Source organism: Streptomyces axinellae, assembly GCF_039532135.1.
Taxonomy (GTDB): Bacteria; Actinomycetota; Actinomycetes; order Streptomycetales; family Streptomycetaceae; genus Streptomyces; species Streptomyces axinellae.
Genome location: NZ_BAAARJ010000056.1, coordinates 1 through 3,045 on the forward strand (window position 1 = coordinate 1; position 3,045 = coordinate 3,045).

The 3,045-nt window shown below is 72.5% G+C and carries 1 protein-coding gene; it reads left to right on the top strand.

The features are described from left to right. Positions 1-3,045 (top strand): type I polyketide synthase (locus ABD339_RS33360; protein ID WP_344570926.1); only part of this gene is annotated, 3,045 nt, incomplete at both ends.

Here is a 3,045-nt window from a genome sequence, read left to right on the forward strand (position 1 = left end):
CCCCCACCACCTGGACCACCACCCCAACCCACACCCACCACACCCACACCCACACACCCCACCTCCCCACCTACCCCTTCCAACACCACCCCTACTGGCTGACGGCGCCCAGTGCCCAGGACGTTGCCGCCGCCGGTCTGGACCCCGCAGGGCATCCGTTGCTGTCGGCGGTCGCCGAACTGCCGGACGGGGGGACTCTGTTCACGGGCAGCCTCTCCCTCACGACGCACCCTTGGTTGAGTGAGCACGTCGTGCACGAGGCGGCGTTGCTGCCCGGGGCCGCCTTCGTGGAACTCGCGCTCCACGCGGGTGCGCAGTCGGGGTGCGGGCTCTTGGAGGAGCTGACGTTGGAGGCGCCGCTCGTATTGCCCGAGCGTGGCGCTCTGCGTCTCCAGGTGGTCCTCGGCGCGTCCGATGAGGAGGGACGGCGCACGCTCGTCGTACGGTCGCGGGCTCATACGTCGGGCGAGGACGACGCCGCGCTGCCATGGACCGCACACGCGACCGGGGCCCTGACGTCCACTCCAGTTGCTCCGGCCGTTCCGACCACCCCCGCCACTCCGGCGGCCTGGCCGCCTCCGCAGGCGCAGCCGCTCGACATCGACGACCTCTACGCCCGTCTGACCGATCACGGCCTCGCCTACGGCCCTCTCTTCCAGGGGTTGCGAGCGGCGTGGCGGCAGGATGGGGCGGTGTACGCGGAGATCAGCCTGCCGGACGGGGCCGATGCCGCCCCCTACGGCGTCCACCCGGCTCTCCTCGACGCGGCGCTGCACACGGCGTTCCTCACGAACGGTACGGACGAGTTGTTGGCGGACGGTGTCCTGTTGCCCTTCTCCTGGGGTGAGGTCGCGCTGCACAGTCGCTGCGCCACCGTGCTCCGCGCGCGGTTGTCGGCCTCCGGAGCGGGCGCTCTCACCCTCACGGTCAGCGACGCGGAGGGCAGCCCTGTCCTCACCGTCGGCTCCCTCACCACCCGTCCGGTGACGTCCGAGCAGCTGGCCCACGCGGTCGGCCCGCGCAGTCCTCTGCATCACCTGAACTGGCGGCCGTTCGCGCTGCCGGACGCCGCGGAGCCCGCGCCGTCCACCATCGAAGACCTGCGATGGGCGGTCCTGGGTCAGGATCTCGCGGTGTCCGGTCCGGCGTGGCTCGCCGGCCTGCCCGCCTACGACGGGGTCGGTGCGTGGCGGGCGGCCTTCACCGAAGGCGCCCTCGCCGGCCCCACGCCCGCCTCCGCCCCGGCGCCCGTCACCGCGCACGAAGTGGTGTTCGCGCCCTGCGTCTCGCGGCTGTTCGAAGCTCCCGAAGGCGCTCCGGCGGATGGGTCCCGAACGCTGCCGGCACAGTCGCAGCGCCCGGAAGATTCTCACCAGGCAGCGGACGACGACCGGACCGCCGACGCGGTACACGCCCTGACCGAGCACGCGCTGCGCCTCGTACAGGACTGGCTCGCGGATGAGGAGATCGCTGCCGCTCCCGGCGAGACGGCAGGTTCAGGCGGGCTGAGTGCGCGGGCGCGCCTCGTCGTTCTGACGCGGGGTGCCGTCGCCGTCACCTCCGCGCCCGAGGAACCGGTGCTCGATCTTCCCGCCTCGGCCGTATGGGGCCTGATCCGCAGCGCGCAGTCCGAGCATCCCGGGCGTATCCAGCTGATCGATGTGGACGGCACGGAGGAGTCGTTCGCCGCGCTTCCCGCCCTCGTCGCGTCAGATGAGCCACAGGTGGCCGTGCGCGCGGGGCGCCCTCTGGTGCCGCGTGTGACCAGGCCCGAGAGGTCGGGCCGCCGTGTGGGTTCGGAGGCGGGCGCCGGGAACGCAGGTCCGGAGAGCGCGGATTCGGGGGGCACGGGCCTCGGGGATCCGGGCTTCGCGGATCCAGGCTTCGCGGATCCGGGCTTCGCGTTCGCGCCCGAGGGCACCGTCCTCGTCACGGGTGGTACCGGCACCCTGGGCGGACTGCTCGCCCGTCACCTGGTCGCCGAGCACGGGGTACGCCACCTCCTGCTCACCAGCCGACGCGGACCCGACGCCCCTGGCGCCACGGAACTGGCGGCCGAACTCACCGCAACAGGCGCCGAAGTCACTGTCGCCGCCTGCGACACCGCCGACCGCCAAGCCCTCGCCACCCTCCTCACGCGAATCCCCCACGAACACCCGCTGACCGCCGTCGTCCACACCGCCGGCGCGCTGGACGACGGTGTGCTCACCACCCTCACTCCCGAACAACTCGCCACCGCACTCCGCCCCAAGGTGGACGCGGCCTGGAACCTCCACCAACTCACCGCCAACGCCCACCTGTCCGCCTTCGTTCTCTACTCCTCCGCCGCCGGCATCCTGGGCAGTCCAGGTCAGGCCAACTACGCCGCCGCCAACACCTTCCTCGACGCCCTCGCCCACCACCGCCACACCCAAGGACTCCCCGCCACCTCCCTCGCCTGGGGACTCTGGGAACAGACCAGCGGACTGACCGGCGGTCTCGGCGACGGCGGGATCTCCCGTATGAACCGTGGCGGACTCACGCCGCTCGCGACGCGGGACGCCCTGCGCGCCCTGGACGAGGCGGTGGCGTGCGCCGGGCCGACAGCGGTTGCGGCGGGGTTCCACGCACCATCGCTGCGCGCCCAGGCGGAGGCGGGGACGCTGCCCCCTGTACTGCGCGAACTGGTACGCGTGCCGGTCCGCCGGGCCGCGGGTGACGGCGCCGGACAGGGCGCGGACGGCTGGGCGCGACGCCTCGCGAACATGGACGAGGCAGAACGCGAAAGCACCATGCTGGAGCTGGTGCGCAGCCACACCGCAGCTGTGCTCGGACACGCGGAGTCGCGCAACGTGGCCGCTGACCAGGCGTTCCAAGACCTGGGTTTCGATTCCTTGACGGCGGTGGAGCTGCGCAACCGCCTCAACACCGCAACCGGTCTGCGCCTGACCGCCACCCTCGTCTTCGACCACCCCACCCCCGCCGCCCTCGCCCGACACCTGCGCGAACAAGTAACGGGGCACGCCGCCAAGACCCTGCCCACCACCGGATCTCCCGCCCGCACCG